Origin of the sequence: Clavibacter phaseoli (assembly GCF_021922925.1) — a bacterium.
GTDB lineage: Bacteria > Actinomycetota > Actinomycetes > Actinomycetales > Microbacteriaceae > Clavibacter > Clavibacter phaseoli.
The window spans coordinates 322,562-342,299 of the sequence record NZ_CP040786.1; the positions used below are offsets into that span (position 1 = coordinate 322,562).

At 75.4% G+C, this 19,738-nt stretch carries 20 protein-coding genes; 9 read left to right on the forward strand and 11 right to left on the reverse strand.

The annotated features are described in order from the left end of the window. The first annotated feature begins 18 nt into the window (after positions 1–18). A complete protein-coding gene (locus tag FGI33_RS01545; RefSeq protein ID WP_237582449.1) occupies positions 19–786 on the forward strand; it encodes an ABC transporter permease in 768 nt (255 codons plus the stop codon). Then, positions 783–1,904 (forward strand): ABC transporter ATP-binding protein, encoded by a 1,122-nt coding sequence (locus FGI33_RS01550; RefSeq protein ID WP_237582152.1) that lies wholly within the window; start codon positions 783–785, stop codon positions 1,902–1,904. The genes FGI33_RS01545 and FGI33_RS01550 overlap by 4 nt, the downstream gene beginning before the upstream one ends. Here the strand turns inward: FGI33_RS01550 and FGI33_RS01555 are convergent, their stop codons facing one another. Beyond that, positions 1,905–3,359 (reverse strand): glycosyltransferase family 87 protein, encoded by a 1,455-nt coding sequence (locus FGI33_RS01555; protein ID WP_119435529.1) that lies wholly within the window; start codon positions 3,357–3,359, stop codon positions 1,905–1,907. Positions 3,360–3,437: 78 nt separating this feature from the next. Here FGI33_RS01555 and FGI33_RS01560 point away from each other — a divergent pair, with 78 nt between their 5' ends. After that, positions 3,438–4,676 (forward strand): molybdopterin-dependent oxidoreductase, encoded by a 1,239-nt coding sequence (locus FGI33_RS01560; protein WP_237582153.1) that lies wholly within the window; start codon positions 3,438–3,440, stop codon positions 4,674–4,676. Further along, positions 4,676–5,176 (forward strand): hypothetical protein, encoded by a 501-nt coding sequence (locus tag FGI33_RS01565; protein ID WP_119435369.1) that lies wholly within the window; start codon positions 4,676–4,678, stop codon positions 5,174–5,176. Before FGI33_RS01560 ends, FGI33_RS01565 begins: the two co-directional genes overlap by 1 nt. Here FGI33_RS01565 and FGI33_RS01570 read toward each other — a convergent pair. The 3 genes from FGI33_RS01570 to FGI33_RS01580 are packed head-to-tail and all read right to left on the reverse strand — an operon-like array spanning position 5,125 to position 7,207. Further along, complete coding sequence (locus FGI33_RS01570; RefSeq protein ID WP_119435368.1) at positions 5,125–5,823, reverse strand: class I SAM-dependent methyltransferase; 699 nt, start codon at positions 5,821–5,823, stop codon at positions 5,125–5,127. The genes FGI33_RS01565 and FGI33_RS01570 overlap by 52 nt on opposite strands. After that, the gene (locus tag FGI33_RS01575) at positions 5,820–6,503 is read right to left on the reverse strand and encodes a TIGR04282 family arsenosugar biosynthesis glycosyltransferase (RefSeq protein ID WP_119435367.1); all 684 of its coding nucleotides are present in this window, start codon (positions 6,501–6,503) and stop codon (positions 5,820–5,822) included. The genes FGI33_RS01570 and FGI33_RS01575 overlap by 4 nt, the downstream gene beginning before the upstream one ends. Beyond that, complete coding sequence (locus FGI33_RS01580; RefSeq protein WP_237582154.1) at positions 6,500–7,207, reverse strand: glycosyltransferase family 2 protein; 708 nt, start codon at positions 7,205–7,207, stop codon at positions 6,500–6,502. Before FGI33_RS01580 ends, FGI33_RS01575 begins: the two co-directional genes overlap by 4 nt. Positions 7,208–7,336: 129 nt before the next feature. Between FGI33_RS01580 and FGI33_RS01585 the strand changes: the two genes are divergently transcribed. The 4 genes from FGI33_RS01585 (at position 7,337) to FGI33_RS01600 (ending at position 11,458) form a co-directional block, all read left to right on the forward strand. Beyond that, positions 7,337–8,206, forward strand: coding sequence for a response regulator transcription factor (locus FGI33_RS01585; protein ID WP_272930245.1), 870 nt, complete (start codon positions 7,337–7,339; stop codon positions 8,204–8,206). Continuing rightward, the gene (locus tag FGI33_RS01590; protein ID WP_119435403.1) at positions 8,203–9,465 is read left to right on the forward strand and encodes a sensor histidine kinase; all 1,263 of its coding nucleotides are present in this window, start codon (positions 8,203–8,205) and stop codon (positions 9,463–9,465) included. Before FGI33_RS01585 ends, FGI33_RS01590 begins: the two co-directional genes overlap by 4 nt. Continuing rightward, on the forward strand, positions 9,462–11,081 hold the full coding sequence (locus FGI33_RS01595; protein WP_237582155.1) for a molybdopterin-dependent oxidoreductase: 1,620 nt from the start codon (positions 9,462–9,464) through the stop codon (positions 11,079–11,081). Before FGI33_RS01590 ends, FGI33_RS01595 begins: the two co-directional genes overlap by 4 nt. Positions 11,082–11,197: 116 nt before the next feature. After that, entirely contained in the window at positions 11,198–11,458 is a 261-nt protein-coding gene (locus FGI33_RS01600) for a hypothetical protein (RefSeq protein WP_119435572.1), read from the forward strand. 76 nt (positions 11,459–11,534) lie between these two features. Here the strand turns inward: FGI33_RS01600 and FGI33_RS01605 are convergent, their stop codons facing one another. Then, positions 11,535–12,218: a PadR family transcriptional regulator gene (locus tag FGI33_RS01605; RefSeq protein WP_237582156.1), complete on the reverse strand. Its 684-nt coding sequence runs from the start codon at positions 12,216–12,218 to the stop codon at positions 11,535–11,537. Positions 12,219–12,482: 264 nt separating this feature from the next. On the opposite strand from FGI33_RS01605, the gene FGI33_RS01610 reads away from it, so the two are divergent. Then, entirely contained in the window at positions 12,483–13,175 is a 693-nt protein-coding gene (locus FGI33_RS01610) for a hypothetical protein (RefSeq protein ID WP_237582157.1), read from the forward strand. A 143-nt stretch (positions 13,176–13,318) separates the two neighbouring features. On the opposite strand, the gene FGI33_RS01615 is transcribed toward FGI33_RS01610, so the two are convergent. The 6 genes from FGI33_RS01615 to FGI33_RS01640 all read right to left on the reverse strand — a co-directional run bounded on the left by FGI33_RS01615 (position 13,319) and on the right by FGI33_RS01640 (position 19,579). Beyond that, on the reverse strand, positions 13,319–13,702 hold the full coding sequence (locus tag FGI33_RS01615; RefSeq protein ID WP_119402971.1) for a cupin domain-containing protein: 384 nt from the start codon (positions 13,700–13,702) through the stop codon (positions 13,319–13,321). A gap of 47 nt (positions 13,703–13,749) precedes the next feature. Next, positions 13,750–15,141, reverse strand: coding sequence for a hypothetical protein (locus tag FGI33_RS01620; protein ID WP_119435091.1), 1,392 nt, complete (start codon positions 15,139–15,141; stop codon positions 13,750–13,752). 7 nt (positions 15,142–15,148) lie between these two features. Next, positions 15,149–16,033 (reverse strand): TIGR03943 family putative permease subunit, encoded by an 885-nt coding sequence (locus FGI33_RS01625; RefSeq protein WP_237582158.1) that lies wholly within the window; start codon positions 16,031–16,033, stop codon positions 15,149–15,151. Then, the gene (locus FGI33_RS01630; RefSeq protein ID WP_119435093.1) at positions 16,020–16,913 is read right to left on the reverse strand and encodes a permease; all 894 of its coding nucleotides are present in this window, start codon (positions 16,911–16,913) and stop codon (positions 16,020–16,022) included. Before FGI33_RS01630 ends, FGI33_RS01625 begins: the two co-directional genes overlap by 14 nt. Before the next feature lie 429 nt (positions 16,914–17,342). Further along, entirely contained in the window at positions 17,343–18,491 is a 1,149-nt protein-coding gene (locus FGI33_RS01635) for a hypothetical protein (RefSeq protein WP_237582160.1), read from the reverse strand. Beyond that, complete coding sequence (locus FGI33_RS01640) at positions 18,488–19,579, reverse strand: hypothetical protein (RefSeq protein ID WP_237582161.1); 1,092 nt, start codon at positions 19,577–19,579, stop codon at positions 18,488–18,490. Before FGI33_RS01640 ends, FGI33_RS01635 begins: the two co-directional genes overlap by 4 nt. Positions 19,580–19,738 lie beyond the last annotated feature (159 nt).

The following is a 19,738-nucleotide window of genomic DNA, read 5'->3' on the forward strand; positions in this document are numbered from 1 at the left end:
GTCCCCGCCCTCCTCTGGATCCCCGCCGGCGTCGCCCTCGCGTTCCTCGTGCTGCCGCTGGCGGCGCTCGTGGTGCGCGCGCCGTGGGCGACGCTGGGGGAGCGGCTGGCGGATCCGGGCATCGCCCGCGCCCTCGGCCTCTCCCTCGGCAGCGCGCTCGGCGCGACCGCCCTCAGCCTCGTGCTCGGGGTGCCGCTCGCGTTCGTGCTCTCGCGATCGGCGGGCCGGCCGCCCGTGGTGCAGCGGATCCTCCGCGCGCTCGTGACCGTGCCGCTCGTGCTACCGCCCGTGATCGGCGGCGTGGCCCTGCTGCTCCTGCTCGGGCGTCGCGGGCTCGTCGGCGGACCGCTCGAGGCGCTGACGGGGATCACGATCCCCTTCACGACGCCCGCCGTGGTGATCGCCGAGACGTTCGTGGCCATGCCGTTCCTCGTGCTCGCGGTGGAGGGCGCGCTGCGGGGCGCCGACCGCCGCTTCGAGGACGCCGCCGCGACGCTCGGCGCGAGCCGCTGGACCGTGCTCCGACGCGTGACCCTGCCGCTCGTCGCGCCGGGGATCGGCGCGGGCGCGGTCCTCTGCTTCGCCCGCGCCCTCGGCGAGTTCGGCGCGACGCTCACCTTCGCGGGCAGCTTCCCGGGCGTGACGCAGACCGTGCCGCTGTCCGCCTACCTCGCGCTGCAGACGGATCCGGACGCCGCCGTCGTGCTGAGCCTCGTGCTCCTCGCCGTCTCGGTGGTCGTGCTCGTGAGCCTGCGTGACCGGTGGGCGTCGGGGGTGCACGCGTGAGCGCGTCGGCGGGCCGCGGGAAGGAGGCCGACGGGCTGGACGCGCGCGTCGTCGTGGAGCGCGCCGCGTTCCGGCTCGACGTCGCGCTCCGGGTGCCGGCCGGATCCACGACCGCGGTCGTCGGGCCGAACGGCGCCGGCAAGTCCACGCTGCTCCGCGCGCTCGCCGGGCTCGCGCCGCTCACGGCCGGACGCGTCGCGCTCGACGGCCGCGAGCTGGAGCGCGCGGGCGGCGGGGGCGGCGGGGCTCCGGCGGGCGGATCCGCGGACCTGCGCGTCCCCGCCGAGGGCCGCGGCATCGGCGTCGTCTTCCAGGACCACCTGCTCTTCCCGCACCTGTCCGCCCTCGCCAACGTCGCGTTCGGCCCGCGGGCGCACGGCGTCGCGCGCGCCGTCGCGGAGGAGCGGGCGCGCGCCCTCCTCGACCGGCTCGGGATCGCGCACCTCGCCGACCGCCGTCCCGCGCGCCTGTCCGGCGGGCAGTCGCAGCGCGTCGCGCTCGCCCGCGCCCTCGTGCTCGAGCCGGCGCTGCTCCTCCTCGACGAGCCGATGGCGGCGCTCGACGCGGGCACTCGGCTCGACGTGCGCGACCTCCTCGCCGACGAGCTGCGGCGCTTCGGCGGCGCGGCCGTGCTCGTGACGCACGATCCCGTCGACGCGCTCGCGCTGGCCGACCGGATCCACGTGCTCGAGGACGGGCGCCAGGTGCAGGAGGGCGCGCCCCAGGAGATCGCCGCCCGGCCCGCGACCGCCTACGTGGCGCGGCTCGTGGGCATGAACCGGCTGACCGGGCGGGATGCCGAGGGGCGGCCGACCGTGCTGATCGCCGCGCCGGCCGACGTGCGGCTGGCCCGCGGATCCGGCCGGCCGGAGGCCCGCGACGACGCCCGGGACGTCGTCGTGACCGGCGCGGTGCAGCGGGTGGAGGGCGCGGCCGGCCGCGTGCGCGTCGCGCTGCGCGTGGTCGCCCCCGATCCGGCCGACGGCGCGCGCGATCCGTCGGCGGGCGTCGTCGACCCGGGCGCCGACGTCACCGCCGAGCTGGACGCCGCGTCCTTCGCCGCGCTCCGGCCGGTCGCGGGCGAGCTCCTCACCGTGCGGATCCCGCGCGGGCGCTGATCAGCCGGCGCCGGGCCCGTCCGCCGGCGCGCGCGCGGGATCCCGCGCGAGCCGCCGCCGCACGGCCGCCGGCACGAGCCGCGCCCGCCCGTCCGGCCCGAGGCGCACGAGCGACGCGACCACGACGACCACGAGCGCGGTCACGAGCGCGATCTGCCACGCCCACTCGTCCGGCGCGAAGAGCCGCAGCGCGAGCGCCCCCACGACCGCGAACCACTCGCCCCGGCCGCTCATCGCGATGAACGGGATGAGGAGCAGCGCGTACCAGGAGTACCGCGGGCTCACGACGAGCAGCGTCACGCCGATCATCACGACCTGGCCGACCCACGGATCCGCGGGATCCGTCTTCCACCACACCAGCGCCGCCGTGACCGCGACGACGAGCGCCACCGCGACCAGCCCGAGGCGCCCGGGCACGACGAGCTCCATGAGGGGGAACCGCCCGCCGTCCTCGTAGCCCTCCTCCTGCAGGTAGCCGGGCAGGTAGCCGAGCACCGCGATCCCCGTGCTCACGACGTACGGCACGTAGAGCAGGGCGAACGTGACGACCGCCGCGACGATCACCTTCCACGGCTGCCGGCGCAGCAGCGCGGGCGCCGCGATCACCGGGATGAGCTTGGTCGCGATGGCGGCTCCCAGCGCGATGCCGCCGCGCCACCGCATCCCGCCGGCCACGAGCAGCGACGCCGCGAGCGCGAGCAGGGCCCCGAGCGCGTCCACGTGGGAGTTCGTGACCACCTCGCTCGCGACGAGCGGGCACCACGCCCAGAGCGCCGCCCACCACACGGGCTTGCCGCGCTTCCGCAGCGCGCGGAGGAGCAGGAGCGTCACGGCCGTCATCATCAGGACCCCGGCGGCCTGGAACGCCCAGTACTCCGCCGTCACCGGGACGACCGCGCGCACGCCGGCGAAGAACAGCTCGGCCATGGGCGGGTAGATGGTGGGGACCTGGGGGCGGTTGAGCGCCGTGCACATCGGCTCGTGCGTCCCCTCCTCGCGGACGCCCATGATCCGCCTGCCCTCGCAGGTCGCGGCCCCGTCGGATCCCACGACCGTCGCCGGGTAGAGCCACTCGGGCCGGAGGTCGCGCAGCTCCGGGTCGGCCGGCGTGTAGCGGTACGGCGACTCGCCCGCGTTCTGCACGATGCCGTCCCACGCGTAGCGCGCGGAGTCGGTGCTGGTGTTCGGCGGCCCGGCCATGGCGACCGCGCCGAGCCCCACGGATCCGAGGATGATGAGCGCAGCGGCGGATCGGGCCGGCAGCTTCCGCACCAGGAGGACCGCCGCTCCGAACACCACCCAGATGACGACCACGAGCCAGAAGAACGGCGCGGCACCCTCGCGACGGAAGAACGCCTCGTCGTCGGCCTCGCCGAACAGATCGAACGCGACCACCGACCACCCGGTGAGCGCGGCCAAGACGAGCAGGACGAAGGCGGTGAGGGCGGTGCGCACACTCCATCATGGCGGCGAGCGCCTCGACGGCCGCCGACCGGCCCCGACCCGCCGTTCCCCGGACGAAGGACGTTCCCCATGCGGACGCTGATGCACGAGGCGAGGCGACGGCTCGCGTCGCCCGCGCGCACGACCCGGCTGGCGGTCGTGATCGGCCGGCTCCTGGGCATCGCCTTCCTGGTCTGCTTCGCGACGGGCCTCTACAGCCACTTCCTGCAGGACCCGCTGCCGTGGATGCGCTTCCCGACCGCGCCCGTGTCGCTCTACCGGGTGACGCAGGGCATCCACATCACCGCGGGCATCGCGTGCGTGCCGCTGCTGCTCGCCAAGCTCTGGATCGTCTTCCCCGAGCTGCTGACGTACCCGCCCGTCACCGGGGTCGTCTCGTTCCTCGAGCGCGCGTCCATCGCCGTCTTCGTCGGGGCCTCGCTGCTCGAGGTGGCCATGGGCCTCCTCAACACCTTCCAGTGGGTGCCGTTCCCGTTCTACTTCCGGCAGACGCACTTCGCGCTGGCGTTCGTCGTGATCGGCTCGCTCGCGATCCACATCGGCGTCAAGCTGCCCGCCATCGCGCGGCACTGGCGGCGCGGGCAGGCGGACGAGTCGCCCATCGTGGAGGACGCGCCCGCCGCGGCCGCCGACGCCTCCGCCCCGGCCCGCGCGCCCCGCGGCGTCACCGGCCGGGTGCTCGCCTGGATCGACGACACCCCGGTCACGCCCACCCCGGTCGCCCGTCGCGGCTTCCTCGTGGCGGTCGGCGCGTCCGTCGCCGCGGTCGTGGGCCTCACCGCGGGGCAGTCGTTCCGGATCCTCGCCCCGTTCAACGCCTTCGGCCCGCGCGCCATGGGCACCGGCCCGCAGGCGCTGCCCGTCAACCGCACGGCCGAGGCCGCGGGCGTGACCGAGAGCGCGATGGACGCCGGGTGGACGCTCACCGTGTCGAACGGATCCTCCTCCCGCGCCTTCACGATGGACGACCTCCGCGGCATGGGCCTCGTCACCGCGACGCTCCCCATCTCCTGCGTCGAGGGCTGGAGCCAGTCGGCGACCTGGCGCGGCGTCCGCCTCATGGACCTGATGGACCAGGTCGGCGCCGACGCGGGCGCCCGGCTCCGGATCACGAGCCTCGAGCAGAGCGGCGGCTTCCGGCGCACCGAGATGGGGCCGGAGTACGTGCGCGACCCGCTCACCCTCGTCGCGCTCGAGCTCGACGGCGCGCCCCTCGACATCCAGCACGGCTACCCGGCGCGCATGATCGCGCCCGGGCGTCCCGGCGTGCTGCAGACCAAGTGGCTCTCGACCCTGGAGGTCATGTGATGTCCGGCACCCGCACCCCCGCGTCCGGCGACGGCACCCGCGTGACGCGCGGCATGGTCGCCGCGCGGATCGCGCTCGTCGCGATCGGCGTCGTCGGCCTCGCGGTCGGCGCGCGCACGCTCCTCGAGACCCAGCGCATGGACCAGGTGATCGGCGTCGCCGTGTTCCTGCTGATCGCGATCCTCGTGCACGACGCGATCCTGTCGCCCGTCGTCTTCGTCGCGGGCCTGCTGTTGCGGAAGGCGGGGCGACGCCTCCCGCCCGGGTCGCTCGTGATCGTGCAGGCCGGCGTGGTCGTGATGGCGGTGATGACCCTGGTGGTCGTGCCCGAGATCCGCGCACGGGCCATCGGCAACGCGAACCCGACGATCCTCATCGCGGACTACGCGCCGCGCCTCGCGCTCATGTGGGTCGCCACCGCGGTGGCGACGGCCGTGGTCGCGACGCTCTACGCGCGGACGAGGCGGCAGAAGGACCGGCCCTCGGTCTCCCAGCACTGAACGAGGTCGAGCCCGGCGTCGGCGGCCATGCGCGCGACGGCGTCGCGGCCGACCTGCGCCCACGGGAACGGGTCGCTCGCGTGGCCCTGGCCGTCCTCGACCGTGCACTCGAAGGTGCGGTCGCGGGCGGGATCCGGGTGGGTCTCGACCACGAGCGCGCCCTGGTCGTCGAGCAGGTCGCCGCAGCGCGCGAGGAGCGCGGCCGCGTCGCCGCCGATGCCGATGTTGCCGTCGAGGAGGAGGAGCGTGCCCCAGCCGCCCTCGCGCGGCAGGCGCTCGAAGACGGAGCGGTGGAGGACGGGGAGGCCGAGGCCCGCCGCCATCTCGACCACGGTGGGGGAGACGTCGATCCCGAGGGCGCCGAGCCCGGCGTCCATCGCCGCGCGGACCATGCGGCCCGGGCCGCAGCCGATGTCGAGCACGGGCCCCGAGGCGTCGGCGAGGAGGCTCGCGTCGACCGCGTCGGCGTCGGCGCTCCACCGGCTGATGTCGATGACCTCGTCGGTGTCGTCCTCGGACGACAGCGACAGGAAGAGGACCTCGCCGGAGTCGCGGAGGGCCCGGGCGTAGGGCTCGCCGCCACCGGATCCGAAGGTGCGGACGCGCGCGGAGGCGCGGTCCTCGGGGTGGTCGACGGCCAGGCTCATGCGGGGTCCCTCTGCGATGTCGCGGGTGCGGTGGTGGCGGCGCGGGTTCCCGCGCCGGTGTCCAGGGTTCGGAGCGCGGCGGCGAAGCGATGGGCGGGCGCGGCGAGCGCGGCCTCCCGCGCGTCGTCGACCGTGTCCACGTCGGTGAGCTCGGGCAGCATCGCGACGTCGAGCCCGGCGTCGATCAGGCGCGACAGCTGCACGGCACCGGTGTCGTCGCGGGACATGGGCACGCCGCGCACGAGGGCGCCGTCCGGATCCCGGAGGCCCAGCGCCCAGAAGCCGCCGTCGTTCGCGGGGCCGAACCAGGCGTCGGGGCCGCGTGCGCCGTCGGCCCAGGAGTCGAGCACGGGGCGGAGGAGGTCGGCGGTGAGCTGCGGCGTGTCCATGCCGACGAGGAGGACGGGGCCGTCGAGCGCGTCGAACATGGCGGCGAGCCGCTCGTCGAGGTCGCCGGCCGTCTGCGGGATCACGTCGTAGCCGGCGGCCTCCGCGGGCGGGTTGGCGCCGTCGAAGAGGAGGACGCGGCGCGCCGGGGCCGCGTCGTCGACGGCGGCGAGCGTGTCGGCGAGGGCGGCGGACGCGAGCTCGGCCGCCTCCTCGAGCGTGAACGGCGGGTGCAGGCGCGTCTTCACGCGGCCCGGGATGCACTCCTTGGCGATGACGACGACGGCGGTCACGCGGCTCCTCCCGGGGTGCGGTCGGCGCCGGCCGCGGCCGCTCGCGCCTCGGCCAGCACGCGCGACATGTCGCGCACGGCCGTGACGGTCCCGCGCACGGTGCCGGTCACCTTGGACCGCCCCACGCGCGGCGCGTACGGCATCTCCACCTCCAGGATGCGCCACTCGGCCGCCGATGCCCGCAGGAGCATCTCCAGCGGATAGCCGCTGCGCCGGTCGAGGATGCCGAGGTCGAGCAGCTCGGTGCGCCGCCCGCAGCGCATCGGGCCCAGGTCGTGCAGCGGCACGCCCGTGATCCGCCGCAGCCGCCGGGCCAGCTCGAGGTTCGCGATCCGCGCGTGCAGCGGCCACGCGCCGCGCGCCGACGGGACTCGGCGGCCGAGCACGAGGTCGCGCTCGTCGTCGCGGACCGGGTCGACCACGCGCGGGAGGAGCGCCGGATCCATCGACGCGTCGGCATCGCAGAACGCCACGAGCGGCGCGGTCGCCGCCTCGAGGCCCGCGTGCGCCGCCGCCCCGAAGCCGCGGCGCGACTCCGTGACGACGAGGGCGCCGTGGGCGCGCGCGACCTCGGCCGAGCGGTCGGTGGAGCCGTTGTCGACGACGATCGCGCGGTACCCCTCGGGCAGGCGGCCGAGCACCCAGGGGAGGGCCTCCTCCTCGTCGAGGCAGGGCAGGACCACGTCCACGAGCGCTGGCGTCATCCGTCGAGCCTAGGAGGCCCCGCCTGCAAGCGTCCGCCACCCGCCCCGCGCGGCCCCGAGGGGTGACGGCTCGCTCGCAAGCCGGACACCCCGCGGCTCCCCGCCAGGGACCGCGCATAGTCTGACCGGGTGAGCCCCACCTACGATCCCGCGCGCGCCGACGCCGGACGCCCCGATGCCGCGCGGCCCGACCCGACGCGGCCGGATCCGCTGCGCGGCCGCCGCATCCTCGTGGTCGAGGACGACCCCACGGTCAACGAGGTGGTCTGCCGCTACCTCAAGGCCTCGGGCTTCCAGGTGGAGACGGTCGCGGACGGCCTCGAGGCCGTGCGCGTCGCCACCGAGCGCATGCCCGACCTCGTCGTGCTCGACCGCATGCTCCCCGGCCTCGACGGCCTCGAGGTGTGCCGCCGGATCCGCGCCCACCACCCCGAGTCGCCCGTCCCCGTCGTGATGCTCACCGCGCTCGGCCAGGGCGAGGACCGCGTGAACGGCCTCGACGCCGGCGCCGACGACTACCTCGCCAAGCCCTTCTCCCCGCGGGAGCTCGTGCTGCGGGTCCGCGCCGTGCTCCGCCGCACGGTGCCCGAGGCCGTGCCCGAGCCGCCCTTCGTCGCGGGGCCGTTCGTGCTCGACCTCGGCGCGCGCGAGATCCACCAGGCCGGCGCCATGCTGTCGCTCACCTCGCGCGAGTTCGACCTCCTCGCCTTCCTGCTGCGGAACCCGCGCCGTGTCTTCGGGCGCGACGACCTGCTCCGCTCCGTGTGGGGCTGGGAGATCGGCGACCTCTCCACGGTCACCGTCCACGTGCGGCGCCTGCGGGAGAAGATCGAGGCGGATCCCGCGCACCCCGTGCTCCTCGGCACCGTGTGGGGCGTGGGCTACCGCTTCGACCCGGATGCCGCGACGCCCGTGGAGGCGCCCGCGCCCGCGCCCGCGTCCGCCTCCGGCGACGAGGGCGACCTGCCCGCCGCCCCGCCCGCCGGGGGCGACGCGTGACCGCCGACTCCTTCCTCATCGTCGTGCTGACGGCGCTCGTCTGCGCCGCCGTCGTCGGCCTCGGGGCGAGCGTCCTGCTGCGCCTGCTCCGCCGCCGCTCGCTCGTGCTGCAGATCTGCGTGGTCGCGCTCGCCGCCGTCCTCTCGGTCGTGGGCGGCATGGTCGCCGTCACCGCGAGCATGCTCGTCGACGATGCCGGCCTCACCGCCTTCCTCTCCGTCGCCGCCGTCTCCGCGCTCGTCTCGCTCGTCATGGCCGCGATGCTCGGCATGACCCTCGTGCGCGGCAGCCGCGAGCTCGGCCGCTACGCCGCGTCCATGGGCGAGGAGGCCGCCGTCGAGCCCGGACGCCCCACCAGCACCGAGTTCGCGCAGCTCGCCCGCGAGCTCAGCGCCGCCAACCGCCGCCTCGCCGACGCCCGCGACCACGTGGAGGCGCAGGAGCGCAGCCGCCGGGAGCTCATCGCGTGGATGTCGCACGACCTGCGCACGCCGCTCGCCGGGATCCGCGCCATGGCCGAGTCCCTCGAGGACGGCATGGTCGACGACGAGCACCGCTACTTCCGCCAGATCCGCGTGCAGGCGAACCGCCTCAACGGCATGGTGGACGACCTGTTCGAGCTGTCGCGCATCAACTCGGGCAGCCTCGAGCTCGCCGTCGAGCGCGTCTCCCTCTACGACGTCGTGAGCGACACCGTCGCCGAGCTCGGGCCGGTCGCGCAGGCGCGCCAGGTCGACCTCCGCGGCGCGACCGCGCACGACGACCTCGTGGTGCAGGGCGATCCGCGCGAGCTCTCGCGCGTCGTCGGCAACCTCGTCATGAACGCCATCCAGCAGTCGCTCCCGGGCGGCCGCATCGTCATCTCCGCGCACCGCGACTCCGGGAACCTCGCCGTCCTCTCGGTCGAGGACACCGCGGGCGGCATCCCCGAGGACGACCTGCCGCGCGTGTTCGACGCGGGCTGGCGCTCGACGGGATCCCGCACCCCGCGCGCCTACGGGAAGAGCGCCGCCGCGAAGGCCGCGCTCGGCCCCGACTTCCCGGCCCCGCCCGTCGAGGCGACGCCGCCGGATCCCCAGGTGCAGGCCGAGGGCACGCACGACGGCGGCTACGCGTCGGGTGGCGGCGGGGCGGGCCTCGGCCTCGCCATCGTCCGCGGCATCGTGCGCGCCCACGACGGCGACGTCACCGTCCAGAACGTCGACGGCGGCTGCCGCTTCGACGTGATCCTCCCGTACAGCAAGCCGGTCGTCCCGTGACCCGCGCGGCCCTCCGCTGGTGGTCCGCGTTCCTCGGGGTGGTGGCGGCGCTCGCCGTGCTGGCCGTCGCCGAGATCGCCGCGGCGTTCGTGGCCCCGGCGGCGAGCCCGGTGCTCGCGGTCGGCGCGCTCGTCATCGACCTCGTGCCCGCGGGCGTCAAGGACGCCGTGATCGCCCTGTTCGGCACGGGCGATAAGGTCGCGCTCCTCGTCGTGCTCGGCCTCGTGGTGCTCGCGGCGGCCGCGCTCGCCGGGATCCTGCAGGTGCGCCGCCCGCCGCTCGGCGTGGTGGTGCTGGCGCTCTTCGCCGGCGTCGCCGTGCTCGCGGCCACCACGCGCGCCGGGGCCACGGGCGCCGCGGCGATCCCCACGATCGTCGGCATGGTCGCCGGCGTCTTCATCCTCCACCGCGGCGCCGAGCGCCTCCGCGACTGGCGCGACGCGGCCGACCGCGCCGCGTCCGCGTCGGCCGCGGTCGCCGAGCCCGTGCGCGGCATCGTCCGCCCGGCCGTGCGCGCCCCGCTCACCCCGGGCGCAGGCTCCCGGGTCGAGCGCCGCACCTTCCTGCTCATGACGGTGGTCGCGGGAGTCGCCTCCGTCGTCGCAGGATCCGTGGCGCGCGGACTCAACGCCGCCGCCGCCCGGGTGGACGACTTCCGCCGCACGCTCGTGCTCCCGCGCGCCGCGACGCCGGCCGCCGCGATCCCCGCCTCCGCCGAGCTCGGCGTGCCCGGCCTCGCGCCGTTCCTCACGCCCGCGGACGACTTCTACCGCATCGACACCGCGCTGCAGGTGCCGTCGGTCGACGCGGCCTCCTGGCGCCTCCGCATCACGGGCATGGTCGAGGAGGAGGTCGAGATCACGTTCGCGGAGCTGCTCGCCCTGCCGCTCGAGGAGCACGTGACCACCCTCACCTGCGTGTCCAACGAGGTCGGCGGGGACCTCATCGGCAACGCGCTGTGGCTCGGCTACCCGATCCGGCTCCTGCTCGAGCGCGCCCGTCCGACCGCCGACGCCGACATGGTGCTCTCCACGAGCCAGGACGGCTGGACCGCGAGCACGCCGCTCGAGGCGCTCACGGATCCCGACCGCGCGTCGATCCTCGCGGTCGGCATGAACGGCGAGCCCCTGCCGCAGCAGCACGGCTTCCCCGTGCGGATGGTCGTGCCCGGCCTCTACGGCTACGTCTCCGCGACCAAATGGGTCACCGAGCTCAAGGTCACGACCTTCGCCGAGGACGTCGCCTACTGGTCGACCCGCGGCTGGACCGAGCGCGGCCCCATCAAGACCGGCTCGCGCATCGACACCCCGCGCTCGGGCGCGCGCGTCGACGCGGGACGCACCGCGATCGCCGGCATGGCCTGGGCGCAGCACACCGGCATCGAGAAGGTGGAGGTGCGCGTCGACGAAGGCGACTGGGCCGAGGCGACGCTGGGCGACGGCGTGGGCAGCGACACCTGGCGGCAGTGGTCGTACGCGTGGGACGCGGCGAGCGGATCCCACAGCGTCGAGGTGCGCGCCACCGACACGACGGGCGCGACGCAGACCTCCGACGAGGCGCCGCCCGCCCCCGACGGCGCGACGGGCTGGCACCGCATCAGCGTCTCCGTCGGCTGATCACCGCCGGGCTCGCGTCGGCCTCCGGATGCCGCCGGCCAGCACGCGCGGAGCCGGGGCGCGTACCGTCGAGGGACGGCGCGATCGCGCCGCATCGACGAGCGAAGGAGTGAACCGTGAGCGACATCGAGAACCCCCGCGACCCCGCGGACCGCGACCTGGACGACACCGGCGTCGACGAGGAGGAGCTCGTCGGGGCCGACACCCGGGACGCGTCGGAGGCCGTCGACGCCGAGCGCGTCGTGCCGCTCGACGACGACCCGGTCGACGACGGCGGCGACGACGCGGACGGCGGCCTCGGCATCGACATCACCGAGTCGGACGGCCCCGACCTCGAGGCCGGCGACGACCTTGACACGGGAGCGGCGATCCGCTGACCCACCCGCACGCACGACGACGGCCCCCGCAGAAGCGGGGGCCGTCGTCGTGCGGGGGCCTGCAGGCCGGCGCGGATCAGTCGGCGAGGATCGCGTACAGCGCGCGCCGCGTCTCGTCGAGCTTCGCCGCCGCGGCCTGGCGCTGGGCGTCGGTCGCGTCGTGCATGAGGGGCTTCACCACGCCCATGAGCTTCATGAGGCTCGTCTGGAACGCGTCCTCGCCCTCGGACTTGTCGGTGGTGGCGGCCCAGGCGGCGTCGATCTCGTCCTTGTTCTCCTCGACGTGGGCGCGGCCCTGGTCGGTGAGGGAGTAGACGCTCTTGGCGCCCGTCTCGTCGGCGACGATGAGGTCCTCGTCGACGAGCTGCTGGAGCGTGGGGTAGACGGATCCGGGGCTCGGCCGCCAGGCGCCCTCGGTCTTCGCGGCGATGCCGGTGATGAGGCCGTAGCCGTTCGAGGGCGCGTCGGCGAGCAGGGAGAGGATCGCGAGGCGGACGTCGCCGCGGCGGGCGCGACCCCGTCCGCCGCGTCCGCGACCCGGGCCGAAGCCGGGGCCGCCGAAGCCGCCCATGCCGGGGAAGCCCGGGAACCCGGGGAAGCCCGGGCCGTCTCCGGGGCGGAAGCCGCGGGCCAGGGGGTGGCCGGGCATGATGCGCGGGCGCCCGCCGCGGTGGTGCTGCATGCGGGGCTCGTGGCTGTCGGCGGGGACGCCGTCGGAGGAGGGGGACGACAGGTGGTCGTCGTGGTCGTGGGTGCGCATGAGCGCTCCTTCCGGTCGGGAGATGTCGGGGATCGCGGCGTTCTGTCGCGATGTAGCGACGATATATCGGCGACTGTCGGATGTCAACAGGCGGATCCGTCGTGCCGCACCGTCGATCCCCGTGATCCCGGGGGATCGGGTCCTCAACCTGGCGTTCACCTGGGAAAGGAGAACCCGCCCCAACCCGTTCCGCCGCGGCGCCGAAGTCCCTGTGTCGCCCGGGGAACCGGGCGGATCCCCAGTCCACACAGCGAAGGAAATCCCATGCGCAACCTCACCAAGTCCGTCTTCGGCCTCGCCACCGCGGGCTTCCTCGTCGTCGGCCTCGCGGCCTGCTCGACCCCCGCCGAGACCCCCTCGTCCTCCGCGTCCTCCGCCCCGTCGGCGACCGCGACGACCGAGGCCAACCCGACGCCGCTCGCGACGATCCCGACCCTCACCGGCGTGAACACGCAGGTCACCCTCGACTCCGGCTTCACCGGCGCCCTCACGACGCTCGGCCTGACCCCCGGCGTCATCGGCGGCGCGACCCTCGACGGCGCCACCGGCACCCTCGCGTTCCCCATCACCGGCGGCAACGTGAAGTACTTCGACCCCGAGCAGTCCTACCGCCCCTACGTCCAGGGCGAGATCGACCACGCCGGCTCCGGCATCAGCCTCACCGCCGGCGACACCGTCGTGAAGCTCACCGACTTCGTCATCGACCCCGGCACCAGCCGCCTCACCGGCTCGGTCCAGGTCGGCGACGGCGCGGTCATGAACGACGTCTACATCTTCAACCTCGACGGCACGACCCTGAAGCCCCTCCAGATGGAGGGCGACAACGCCGTCCTCGAGGGCACCACCGTCAAGGTCAGCCCCGACGCCGCCGCCCTGCTCAACAGCACCTTCGGCACCGACGCGGTCACCGACCAGCTCGTCGTCGGCATCGCCAAGATCACCGTCAACACCAAGTAGCACCCACCCGGCCCAGCCGGGACGCACCACCTGCGATCACAGCGGAACGCATCGACGGCCTCGTCTCCCTCTCCGGGAGCCGGGGCCGTCGGCGCGTCCGGGGTCGGGTGCCGGTCGGTCGTGGTCGCCCGACGCCCCTCGCCTCAGCGGAAGTCGCCCACCTGGCGCTCCAGCGGCACGGTGCCCGGCACGATCACGTCGCCCGTGTGGGCGGTCGTGACGGTCTCGACCAGGACGATCTCCACCTCCTCGTCCGCGACCGGGTTGTGCGGAACGCCCCGCGGCACGACGTGGAACTGGCCGGGCCCGAGCACGACCTCCTGGTCGTCGGGCAGCTGGATCCGGAGCCGGCCGGAGACGACCAGGAACATCTCGTCCTCGGCGTCGTGCGCGTGCCACGTGAGCTCACCGAGCAGCTTCGCGACCTTCACGTACTGGTCGTTCACCCGCCCGACGACCCGGGGCGTCCAGTGCGCGGTCACCTCGCGGAGTTCGGCGGCGATGTCGGTCACGGCGGGATGCGTCATGCGCCCATCCTCCGCCACGCGGGCGGCGACGGGTCAGCGCACGCGCGTCAGCCGATCGTGACCTCGACGCCCGCGACGCTGCGGGTCACCGTGCCGGTGGCGAGCTCGACGAGGAGCGTGGTCGCCGTGGTGTCGTGCGGGTCCCGCGGGTAGCCGTCGCTCGCGCCGCGGGCGGGATCCGGCACCGTCTCCAGCAGCGCGAAGCGGCCGTTCGGGGTGACCGAGAGGCCCGTGATGCGGGTCGCCGGGTCCGCGGGCACGTAGACGTCGCTCGCTGTCCCGTCGCGCGCCACGATGAGGCGCTGCGTCGCGGTGCCGGTCGCGGGATCCAGCGTCGTGCGCACGCGGAGCACCGCGCCGTCATCGCCCGGCACGAACGAGATCGCGCCGTCGTACCGGAGGTCGGCGCCGCCTGCCTCGGTGGGCAGCGCCGTCTGCTGGGCCGTGCGCAGGTCGATCTCGATCGTCGAGCCGGGATCGGTGACCGCGAGCCGGGTGCCGTCGGCCGAGAACGGGCCGAGCGTGCCGTGCCGGCCGAGCGGGACGATGGGAGCGGATCCGTCGACCGTCACGAGGTAGAGGTCGCCGTCCTGTTCCTGCGCGACGAGCTGCGGGCGGCCGGGCACGAACCCCCAGGCGAGGACGCTCAGCTCCCTCCCGTCGAGCCCGACCACGGGCGTGGGCGCGGCGCCGGCCGCCACGTCGTCGACCATGAGCGTGTCGGCGTAGGGTCCGCCGTCGGCGCTCGTGAAGCGGAAGCCGACCGTGGTGCCCGTGTCCTCCGCGTGCAGGTCCTGCAGCGTGCCGGCCCCGGGGAGCGGCAGGTCGACCTGGCCGTTCCCGTCGAGCGCCGCGAGCACGAGGCCGTTCGTGCCGTCGTCCTGCAGGGTCGCCACGACGAGCGAGTTCCCGACGACCGCGTACTCCTGGATCCTCGTGGCCTGGAACACCACGCCGCTGGCGCCGTCGCCCGTGCCGGCCACGCTCTGCCGCAGGATCCGGTCGGCCTGCTGCTCGCCGCCGCGCACGAGCACGTACATGCCGGGATCGCCGGTGCGGAAGGAGGTGCGGAGGTCGGACGCGGGGCCGCCGCCGACGCCCTGCACGCCGTCGATCGCGACCGAGTACTCGGCGTCGTACGCGAGCGGGCGGGTGAAGTCGATGATGATGCGGTCGGCCTGCGTGTCGACGGTGAAGTCGGCGCCGGGCTCCATCCGTATGCGCGACGCGTCGACGGCCTGGATCGGCCGGTTCGCGGCCAGCACGAGCCGCTGCCGGGACTGCTGCACGACGGCGAGCGGATCCACGTCCGTGCGCACGAGCCGCGGCCCCTGGCTGCCGGCGATCGCGAGCAGGGCGCCGCACGCCAGCACGAGCACGAGGATCACGGCGGTGAACGCCCGGCGGAAGGCGCGCGGGGAGGCGGCGGTGCTCGTCACGGTCGGCTCAGTAGACGTAGGGGTCGGCGGGCTGGTCGACCTGCTGGACGCCCTGCGGCATCACCGCGAGCGGCTGCCGGCTCCTCGCGCTCGGATTGGACGCGAACGGGCCCTGGACGCGCACCCACTCGTCCGTCTCGAGCGTCGAGCTCCAGCCGGGCTGGTACACGGGCACGCCGACGGGCTGGGCGTCGACGGCGCAGCACGTGACGACGAAGCGGGTCACGTAGAAGACGTCGTCGGGGTCGTCCGGGTCGGCGCTGACGAAGCCCGTGATGTCGACGGACTTCGAGGTGAAGAACGTCGGATCCGTGGTCTGCGCGAGCAGCTGCGACCAGTCCCGGACGCCCAGCGTGGAGAAGTCGCTCGTGCCGAGGAGCTCCTCGTCGGGCGCCGCGTCGGAGGCGACCGTGCTCGAGTTGAGGGCGCGCTGCGTCACGGTGCTCGTGGTGAGCGTGCGCGGCGGGAGGACGAGGACGGCGACGACCGTGGCGGTCACGACGCCCGCGATCGCGACGCGGGAGGCGCGGGCGCGGAGGGAGGCGCGGCCGGGCGCCGGCTCGGCGGATCCGTGGTCGTGGTCGTGCTCCTCCGCGGCGTCGGCGGGGCGGAGCGCGAAGCCGGCGACCGTCGCGACGAGGCCGATGACCGCCATGATCCCCGTGAAGACGAAGTAGCGCGGGTGGATGTAGAGGCCGAGCTGGCCGGTGACCGCGAGCCACAGCGTGGAGACGATGCAGGCCGCGAGCAGCACGAGCCCCACGGTGGAGGAGGCGCGGCCGCCCGCGGCCAGTCGGCGGATGGCCAGGCGGAGCGGGCTCGCGGCGCGGTCGCGGGGTTGCGGGTCGCGGAGCTCCCGGTCGCGCGGCTCACGGTCGTCAGGCGATCGCATTGACACCCCATCCCAGCGCGAGGCTGATCAGCGCGACGACCGAGGTGATCATCACGAGCGTGCGGGTCGAGTAGGTGGTGCGCATGAGCGCGAGCATCTTGACGTCGATGACCGGCCCGAACACGAGGAAGGCGACGATGCCGCCGGGCAGGAACACGGATCCGAACGAGAGCACGAAGAACGCGTCGACGTTGGAGCAGACCGAGACGACGAACGCCAGGAGCATCAGCGCGAGCACCGAGAGGATCGGGCTGCCGCCGAGCGTGACGAGCACCTCGCGGGGCACCGCGACCTGGATGAGGCCGGCCAGCAGGGATCCGACGACGAGCGCCGGCATGATCGTCGTCGCCTCGCGGCCGAACAGCGAGATCGACTTCCGGACGCGCCCGCCGGCGTGGGCGTGCGGATCCGGCAGGGCGCACTCGGCGCGGAACTCGTCAGTGAGGAGGCGGTCGGGCTCGGGGTGGAGGCTGAACAGCCAGCCGACGACGTTCGCGATGAGGAAGCCGCCGACGAGGCGGGCCACGAGGATCCAGCCGTCCCAGCCGAAGGCCGCGTGCGTCGTGATGATGGTGATCGGGTTGAGGATCGGCGCCGCCAGCAGGAACGTGATCGACTCCGGCACCGTGAAGCCGCGCACCACGAGGCCGCGCGCGAGCGGCACGTTGCCGCACTCGCAGACGGGCAGGGCCATGCCGAGGAACGAGATGCAGGCGCGGCGCGCGAACGGGTTCCGCGGCAGGCGGCGCTCGATGACGCCGGGCGGCACCCACACCTGCACGACGATCGACAGCACGATGCCGAGGATCACGAACGGCAGCGACTCGACGATGACGCTCACGGAGAGGGTGACGAGGTCCTGGATCCGGTCGGGCAGCAGGCCGTCGCCGAGCGCCGGGGAGGCGGCGCGGAGGGCGAGGAGCAGGAGGACGAGGGTGAGGCCCGTCGCGAGGCCGGTGCGGATGCCGGTGGGGGAGGGGCGCGGGGTGCCGTGGTCGTGCGGGTGGCCGTGGTCGGCCGCGGCCGGCGGGGGCGATGCGGTGAGGGTCGCGGTCGTCGTGGCGGGGGCGGTCGCGGGCGCGGATCCCTCCGCGTCGTGCTCCGCGCGCCGGGCCCGGGCCCGCTCCCGGCGAGGCCGCGGCGGGCGCGCGGGCCGGTCGAAGGGCGAGGCGCCGTCGTCGTCCGGGCCGAAGGGGCTGTGCCGATCCGTCATCGCGGACCGGTGGCGCGGGGCCGGGGTCCGAGGGGGGCGCGCACGGCGTCCACCCTAACCGTGCTGAGAAGCGTCCTCAGGAGGCGCGGCGGCGGGTCAGCGGAAGCCTGCGGGCACGCTCGGGCAGCGGGACTCCAACGACGCTACGGTCTCGGGCGACATGGGCAGCAACGCCCCGCCTGCGCGGATGTCCGCGATGAACGCGTCGCGGTCCGGGACCTCGCCTTCGTACGGCTCGCCCGCGGAGGCATAGCAGGGGATGAGGAAGTCGACGTAGTAGTCGTGCAGCCAGCCGAGCGCGGCGTCCGTGAGCGGACCCTGCGGCGCGACGGGGAAGCGGACCTGGCAGACGTACCGCACGACCGGATCCGCGGAGTCGGTGCCGAGCCGCACGTCGTCGCCCGTCCCGATCACCTGCACGCGCACGCCCGACTCGCCGAGGCACGCTGCCTGCTGCCGCACCCACTCCTCGCCCGCGAGGATCCGCTCGACCGGCACGTCGGGGCGCACCGCGTCCGGCCGCTCCTGGAGGACCCGCTGCCACTCGCCGTCCGCGCTCTCCCGCAGGGCCGCGACGGTCTGCACGTCGGTGAGGTCCGCGTGCATCGCAGCCGGCGGCTCCGCCGTGAACGCGGGCACCGGCATCCCGACGCGGGGATCCGGTGTGCTCGGCGGGCCCGGCGTCGACGTCGGCTCCTGGGAGCGCCAGCTGTCGTCGTCGGTGAGGAGGCCGGAGGTGAACGCCATGCCCAGCCCGACGACGAGCAGCGCGCCCGCCAGGAGCGCGGTGATCGGGCCAGGGCGGAGGATCCGGGGGCGGCGCGGCAGGAGCGGGCCGCGGGCGTCGGCCGTCGCGGGCTCCCCGGGCGGGACGCGGGTGCCGTCGGCCTCCCGCGACGCGCTGACCGCGTCCGCCGGGTCTGCGGCTGCTCGCGCCGCGGCGACCGCGTCCGTCGGGCCGGCGGCCGCCCGTGCCTCGGCGGCTCGCGCCTCGGCCGCGAGCAGCTCGCGCCCCTCGCCCGCGAGGCGGTGCTCCTCGACCAGCAGCGCGACGAGCGGGGCGGGGAGCGCGTCGGCCTCGATCCCGGATGCGCGCCGGACCTCCTCGGGCACGTCCACCGGCGGCGCGTCGTCGAGCGCGCGCCCGTAGGCCGCACGGCGGAGGGCGGCGAGGGCGCGTGCGGCGTCCGGGTCGTCCCGCAGGCGGCGGCGGAGGGCGTCGGCGGGGGTGACGGGCTCCGTCACCGGTAGGCCGCCGGGAGCACCGGGCACGCGGCGGCCAGCCGCTCGTCCATGGCGTCGGGGAACGGCGTCCAGGGGCGCTCGGCGCGCACCTCGGCGATGAAGTCGTCGACGGCGGGGATCTCGCCGACGTACGGCCTCCCCTCCGCCGCGTAGCAGGGGATGAGGAAGGCGAGGTAGTAGTCGTGGATGTAGGCGAGCTCGGCATCGGTGCGCGCGCCGACGTCGCGCAGCGGGAAGCGGACCGCGCAGGTGTAGACGGCGACCGGATCCCCGTCCGTGATGCTGAAGCCGTCCTGCCCCATCATGTACGCGGAGACGCCCGCGTCGCGCAGGCAGGCCACCTGCTGCTCGGCGTAGTCCTCCTCATCGTCGATCACGCGCTCGGTGCCCACGTCGGGACGCACCGCGGCGGGCTGCTGCTCGAGCACGTATTCCCACGCCTGGTCGGCGCGCACCCGCAGGTCGTCGGCCACCTCCGCGTCGGTCGGCGGGACCCGGACGGGCGGATCCGCGGTGAAGTCGGGGACGGCGGACCCGCGTCGGCCGTCGGGCGTGCCCATCGCCTGCCCGCGCGGGGTGGCGGTCGAGGTCACCGCGGAGCCGACGTCCTCGGAGGTCGGGGGCGACGCGGTGGTGCGGCCGGCGTCGAAGGCGCCCGCCGCGGAGGCGACGCCGAGGCCCGCGAGCACGAGGACGCCGGCGACGAGCCCGGCGAGCGGACCCCGCCGGAGCACCCGGCGACGCGAGGCCGCGGGGAAGGGGGCGTCCGTCGTCTCGTCGTCGGCGTCGTCCGAGGGCACCGCCGCGTCCGCCGTCGCGACCACGGGCCGCTCGGCCGCCAGCAGGGTCGCGCCCTCGTCGACGAGCCGCGCCTCGTCCGCGAGGAGAGCCACGAGCGGCGCCGGGAGCTCGGCCTCCTCGTAGCCGGTGCGCGCGCGGAGGGCGGCGGGGACCTCCACGAGCGGGGCGGTGGATCCGTCGCGCCCGTACGCGGAGCGCCGGAGCTCCTCCAGGCGCCGCGCGGCCTCGGGGTCGTCGCGGAGGCGCCGGGCGAGCGCGACGTCGGGGGCGTCGAGCGGGTCGGTCATGCGGCCTCCTCGTCGCGGTCCCGGGCGCCGCGGCCGGGCGATGGGCGGGTACCGCTCAGGCTACGACGGCGGATCCGCCACGGCGAGGCCCCGTCCGGGTCACGGCCCGGCGGCCGCGCGAGCCGGATGCGCGGGCGCCACCGCCGGATCGCCCGCCTC

Bases quoted from the DNA above. Each gene is read 5' to 3' on its own strand.
- FGI33_RS01605 (WP_237582156.1), bottom strand. From the start codon at position 12,218: ATGCGCACCCACGACCACGACGACCACCTGTCGTCCCCCTCCTCCGAC.
- FGI33_RS01640 (WP_237582161.1), bottom strand. From the start codon at position 19,579: ATGACCGACCCGCTCGACGCCCCCGACGTCGCGCTCGCCCGGCGCCTC.
- FGI33_RS01625 (WP_237582158.1), bottom strand. From the start codon at position 16,033: ATGCGATCGCCTGACGACCGTGAGCCGCGCGACCGGGAGCTCCGCGAC.
- FGI33_RS01565 (WP_119435369.1), top strand. From the start codon at position 4,676: ATGTCCGGCACCCGCACCCCCGCGTCCGGCGACGGCACCCGCGTGACG.
- FGI33_RS01610 (WP_237582157.1), top strand. From the start codon at position 12,483: ATGCGCAACCTCACCAAGTCCGTCTTCGGCCTCGCCACCGCGGGCTTC.
- FGI33_RS01560 (WP_237582153.1), top strand. From the start codon at position 3,438: ATGCGGACGCTGATGCACGAGGCGAGGCGACGGCTCGCGTCGCCCGCG.
- FGI33_RS01570 (WP_119435368.1), bottom strand. From the start codon at position 5,823: ATGAGCCTGGCCGTCGACCACCCCGAGGACCGCGCCTCCGCGCGCGTC.
- FGI33_RS01615 (WP_119402971.1), bottom strand. From the start codon at position 13,702: ATGACGCATCCCGCCGTGACCGACATCGCCGCCGAACTCCGCGAGGTG.
- FGI33_RS01580 (WP_237582154.1), bottom strand. From the start codon at position 7,207: ATGACGCCAGCGCTCGTGGACGTGGTCCTGCCCTGCCTCGACGAGGAG.